Source organism: Streptomyces apricus (assembly GCF_008369065.1).
Lineage (GTDB): Bacteria > Actinomycetota > Actinomycetes > Streptomycetales > Streptomycetaceae > Streptomyces > Streptomyces apricus.
Genome location: NZ_VDFC01000004.1, coordinates 78464 through 83836, shown reverse-complemented (window position 1 = coordinate 83836; position 5373 = coordinate 78464). Strand labels below are relative to the sequence as shown.

At 74.6% G+C, this 5373-nt stretch carries 5 protein-coding genes; 4 read left to right on the top strand and 1 reads right to left on the bottom strand.

Features of this window, described 5'->3' with window-relative positions:
* From FGF04_RS01035 to FGF04_RS01020, 3 genes are all read left to right on the top strand, one after another.
* The coding region (locus FGF04_RS01035; protein WP_149509424.1) for an acyl-CoA dehydrogenase family protein at nucleotides 1-1023 on the top strand (1023 nt) is incomplete at its 5' end.
* A 4-nt stretch (nucleotides 1024-1027) separates the two neighbouring features.
* Nucleotides 1028-1966: an acyl-CoA dehydrogenase family protein gene (locus FGF04_RS01030; protein ID WP_149509250.1), complete on the top strand. Its 939-nt coding sequence runs from the start codon at nucleotides 1028-1030 to the stop codon at nucleotides 1964-1966.
* 527 nt (nucleotides 1967-2493) lie between these two features.
* Nucleotides 2494-3024, top strand: coding sequence for an ATP-binding protein (locus tag FGF04_RS01020; RefSeq protein ID WP_188113921.1), 531 nt, complete (start codon nucleotides 2494-2496; stop codon nucleotides 3022-3024).
* Nucleotides 3025-3449: 425 nt separating this feature from the next.
* On the opposite strand, the gene FGF04_RS01015 is transcribed toward FGF04_RS01020, so the two are convergent.
* Nucleotides 3450-4376: a cyclase family protein gene (locus tag FGF04_RS01015; RefSeq protein ID WP_149509248.1), complete on the bottom strand. Its 927-nt coding sequence runs from the start codon at nucleotides 4374-4376 to the stop codon at nucleotides 3450-3452.
* Nucleotides 4377-4472: 96 nt separating this feature from the next.
* On the opposite strand from FGF04_RS01015, the gene FGF04_RS01010 reads away from it, so the two are divergent.
* Nucleotides 4473-5373 (top strand): SDR family NAD(P)-dependent oxidoreductase (locus tag FGF04_RS01010; RefSeq protein ID WP_149509423.1); only part of this gene is annotated, 901 nt, incomplete at its 3' end.

Below are 5373 nucleotides of genomic sequence, written 5' to 3'. Positions count from 1 at the left end.
GGCTGGCAGCGCAGGCTGTACGACGCCGGATACGCCGGCCTCCACTGGCCCGTCGACGCCGGCGGCCGCGGGGCCACGCCCACCCGGCACCTGATCTTCCTGGAGGAGACGGAACAGGCGGGCGCCCCCTACGTCGGCGCCAACTTCGTCGGGCTGCTGCACGCCGGGCCGACCGTCGCGGCCGAGGGGACCGCCGTGCAGAGGGCGCGCTGGCTGCCGCCCGTGCTGCGCGGCGAGGAGGTGTGGTGCCAGGGATTCAGCGAGCCGGAGGCCGGCTCCGACCTCGCGTCGCTGCGCACGCGCGCGTGGCGGGACGGCGACGACTACGTGGTCAGCGGTTCCAAGATCTGGACCTCGCACGCCGAGGTCGCCGACTGGTGCGAGCTGTTGGTGCGCACGGACCCGCGGGCGCCCAGGCACCGTGGGATCACCTGGCTCGCGATGCCGATGGACGCCCCGGGGATCACGGTGCGTCCGCTGCGCACCCTCGCCGGCTCGGCCGAGTTCGCGGAGGTCTTCCTCGACGAGGTGCGGGTGCCCGTCGCCAACCGGGTCGGCGCGGAGAACGACGGCTGGCGCGTGACCATGGTGACGCTCTCCTTCGAGCGCGGCACGGCCTTCGCGGGCGAGGTGGTCGCGTGCCGCCGGGTCCTGGGCGACGTGGCCCGCGAGGCCCGCGCCAACGGCCGCTGGGACGACGTGCCGCTGCGCCGGCGGCTCGGCAGGCTCGACGCCGAGTTCCGGGCGCTGTGGCGGCTGACGCAGTGGAACGTCAGCGAGGCGGAGCGCACCGGCGGGGTGCCGGGCGCGGGCGGCTCCGTCTTCAAGCTCCGGTACGCGCAGGCCCGGCAGGAGCTGTACGACGCGGCCGCCGAGGTGCTCGGGCCCGGGGCGCTCGACCTGGACCGGCCGTGGACGGCGGACCGGCTGTCCTCGCTCTCGTACACCATCGCGGCCGGGACCTCGCAGATCCAGCGCACCATCGTGGCCGAGCGCATCCTGGGCCTGCCCAGAGGACGGTGACCGGATGGACTTCCGACTCGGCGAGGACCAGCTGGCGCTGCGGGCCGGGATGCGCGAGCTGCTGGCGCGGCGGTTCGGGCGGGAGCGGCTGCGGGCCGCCGTGGACCCGCCCGGGCAGGCCGGCCCCGGCACCGGCGCGGTCCGGCTCGACCGCGCGCTGTGGCGGGAGCTGGGCGAGGCGGGCTTCTTCGAGCTGGGCGAGGCGGGCTTCTTCGCGCTGCGGCTGCCGCAGGAGCGGGGCGGGGTGGGCCTCGGGCTGCCCGAAGCGGTGCTCGTCTTCGAGGAGGCCGGACGGGCGCTGCTGCCCGGCCCGCTCGTGGCCACCCACCTCGCGGCCGGCGAGGTGCCCGGGGCGGCCACGGGCGAGTGCGTCGTCGCCGCCGTGGACGGGCACCTCGTCGAGTGGCTGGAGGAGGCGGACGTCGTCCGCGGGGACGTCGCGCAGGCCGTCGCCCTGCGCGCGGTCGACCCGCTGACCCCCGTGCACCGGGTGCCCCGGGCCGCGCCCCACGACCCGGTGGCCGCCCTGCTGACCGCCGCCGAGCAGCTCGGCTCGGCCGGACGCACCTGCGCGCTGGCCGTGCAACACGCCCGGACCCGTGAGCAGTTCGGTCGGCCGGTCGGCGCCTTCCAGGCGGTGAAACACCTGTGCGCCGAGATGCTCGTGCGCGTGGAGACGGCGCGTTCGGCCGTCTACGCGGCGGCCGTCACGGGCGATCCGCTCGACATCGCGGCGGCCCGCCTGCTGGCCGACGAGGCCGCAGAGCGCGGCGCCCGCGACTGCCTCCAGGTGCACGGCGGGATGGGCTTCACCTGGGAGTCCGACGTGCACCTGCACCTCAAACGGGCCTGGTCGCGGGCGCACCGGGGCCCCTGCGCCGCGCAGGCGGAGGAAGCCCTCGCGGCCGGTCTGCTGACCGCGGCCGAGCGGTCCGGGACGTGACCGCGGGGCGCCGGCGGCCGCCGGACCGCCGTCGCCGTGTCACCGATCGTGGCATCGCGGAGGGGCCCGGAGGAGGCCCGCGGGGACGGACGGTGCGGAACATGACACAGCGGGACCACCGGGCGCCGATGCCGGGTCGTGTCCCGTGCGTGACTCGTCACGGCCCGGAGTCGGCGGTGCGCTCCGGTACCTTGTGTGGGATGCGAGTGGTTCCACGGCCCGGTCGTCACGGTGCCGCCCCCGGGGCGGCCCCGGATCCGGGGGCGCGCGCCGCTCGCGGGGCAGGAAGCAGGACCGTTCCTGCCTGTTCGACTCCCCGTGGCGAGCGTCGCACAGTATGCCGTACGCGTACTCCTTCGCGCTGGAATATGCCCGAAGCGCTTGTTGGGGTGACTGTACGTCAACCATGCTGTCTCTCAAGGGAATCACGTTCCGTGAACCCTCTTCTGACCACGATCGTGGCCCTTGAGAGGCGCGAGGCGATGTGTCCGCCGGTTCGGATGGTGTGAGCGGTGCAGGTGCTTCAAGTGCAGCTGGAGATCCGGCCCGACCCCGCGGAGGTGGGGCGGGCCCGGAGATGGGCCCGTTCGCGGCTCGCGGGGTCCGGCATAGAGGCCGACGAGCCGCTGGCCGAGACGCTGGTCCTGCTCGTCTCGGAGCTGGTCACCAACGCGGTGGTGCACACCGGCCGCCCCGCCGTCCTGCGCCTGTCGGTGCCGGTCACGACGGCCGGACCGGCCGCCCGACCAGGTGCCGGACCGGGTGCCGTGCCGGGCGCCGGGGAACGTGCCGTCGGTGAGGTGGTCGCCACGGTCCGCCTGGAGGTGGTCGACGCCAGCGCCCGGGCGCCCCGCCCGCGCTGCGCGGACGGCGACGACACCAACGGCCGCGGCCTCGCGCTCGTCGACGGTCTCGCCGACCGGTGGGGCTGGAGCTCCGAGGGGGCCGGCAAGCGCATCTGGTGCGAGGTGGACCGGTGTTCGTCACGGGCGGCGGTCGCCGCGGCCTGCGAGGCGGCGCCGGTGGCGTACGGGGACCTCGCGTACGAGGCCGTGTAGCGCGCGGGCCGTCCGGCACCGGGCCGAACACGCGGGAGCGGGCGCTCGGGCACGGGCGCGCCCGCTGGCGCACGGAGGGCGCGGGATCCGGACTCCCCGCGTCCGGCTTGTCGTGTGCGCGGGCCGTGCTTCCCTCCATGTGGGTGACAAAGGGTGTGTAAGGCGTGAATCGCTGGCCGGGCGTTGACGCAGCGTGTCCGTTTCCTCACGCTTGTGGTCAGTGGTTCGCCGTGAGGGGACGGCGAGGTCTCCGGTGACGGGAGCCCTCGCCGAGTACGGACCACGCGCGGCGCAGGCTCCTGGGGTCCGGGACGGAGCGGGTGCGCCGGAGGGCCGGAGGGCGGCACGCGCAGCGGGCGCGCCGCCAACCGGCGCTCGCCGCCCCGGTGCCGTGCCAGTCGTCCGGATGCCGTGCCCGTCGCCCCTCAGAGGATCGCGACCGGCGCCACGGGCGTTCCGGTGCCGCCGGTGAACGGCTCGGGCATCGCCGACAGCAGGAACGTGTGGCGCCCGAGCTCTCCACAGACTGTGGACAACTCTTCGAGGTTCCAGTTCTGCCCCTGCGGCATCCCCATCTCGACCAGGTGGAGCGCGTGGACGGGCAGCCACAAGTCCTCGATCTCGGGAGGAAATATCTCGAAGGTGAGGGTGTCGTTGGCGACCGCCGCGACGTCGCGCGCGTGGAACCACTCCGGGGTGCGCACGGACAGGCCGGGGGAGGGGAAGGCGTACGCCTCCTTCTCGCCCGCGAGGCAGAGCCGCACCTGACCGGTGCGCACGAGGACGATGTCGCCCGGGCCGACCCGCGTCCCGCTCAGCTCCTCGGCCGCGTCCAGGTCCTCCGGGGTCACCGCGTGCCCGCCGTCCAGGCGCTCGGTGCCGAGCGCGCGGGCCACGTCCAGCAGGACGCCGCGCGAGACGATGGGCCCGGCCTTGTCGATGCCGCCGAACCCCGCGCCCCCGTGGGCCGTGATGCTGTCGGCGGGGCGGCCGTTGTAGAGCCGGCCCGAGTGCGAGACGTGGGCGAGCGCGTCCCAGTGGGTGCCCGCCTGAAGGCCCATCGTCACGGCGTCGTCGCTGCAGGCGACCGTGCCGGGGCCGAAGATCTCCTGGTTGATCTGCACCATCGTGTGCAGCGGATCGATGCGGCCCGGGATCATCCCCGTCTGCACGCCGCCCTGCCGCAGGGGCAGCGCGAGCGGTACGCGACGGCCGCTGAGGACGCTCGCGGCGGCCCTGCGCACCACGTCGTCGGTGATCAGATTCAGGGTGCCGATCTCGTCGTCGGCGCCCCAGCGCCCCCAGTTGTTCACGCGCTCGGCGATCGCGTGGAACTCGGCCGGCAGTGACACGGGTCCTCCCCGGGGCTTGTCCTCAGGTGTCCGGCGGGTCGTAGAATCGGAGGCAAATCTAACGGACCGTCAGAAACCGCGGGAAGGGGCCGGGGCGTGGGGAACTTCCTGGCAGACAAGGTCGTCGCCGTGACCGGGGCCGGCCGGGGCATCGGACGCGCGGTGGCGCTGGCCGCCGCGGCCGAGGGCGCGCGGGTCGTCGTCAACGACTACGGCGTCTCGGTCGACGGCGCACGGCCCAGCAGTTCGGTCGCCGACGCCGTGGCCGAGGAGATCGCGACGGCCGGCGGCGAGGCGGTCGCAGTGGCCGACGACGTCTCCACGATGGCGGGCGGACAGCGGATCGTCGACACCGCCCTGGAGGCGTACGGGCGGCTCGACGGGGTCGTCTGCGTCGCCGGCATCCTGCGCGAACGCATGCTCTTCAACATGACCGAGGACGAGTGGGACCCGGTCCTCGCCACGCATCTGAAGGGTACGTTCACCGTCTTCCGCGCCGCCTGCGCGGTGATGCGGCGCCAGCGGTCCGGCACCCTCATCGGGTTCACCAGCGGCAACCACCAGGGGTCCGTCTCGCAGGCCAACTACAGCGCCGCCAAGGGCGGGGTCATCTCGCTCGTCCGCAGCGCGGCGCTCGGGCTCCACAAGTACGGGGTCACGGCGAACGCGGTCGCGCCGGTCGCCCGTACGCGGATGTCGGCGAACGTGCCGATGGAGCTGACGGAGATCGGCGAACCCGAGGACGTGGCCGCGCTCGTGGTCTACCTGCTGTCCGAGCGGGCCCGGGAGGCGCGGATCACCGGGCAGGTGTACACGGTCGCGGGGCCGAAGATCGCGGTGTGGGCGCAGCCGAGGGAACTCCGTTCCGGGTATGCGGAGGGGCGGTGGACGCCGGAGCGGATTGCGGAGTTTCTGCCGGGGGCGGTGGGGGTGGATCCGATGCCGTTGCTTGTGCGGGTGGAGGAGATGGCTCGCGCTGCGCGCGTCGCCCGCGGTG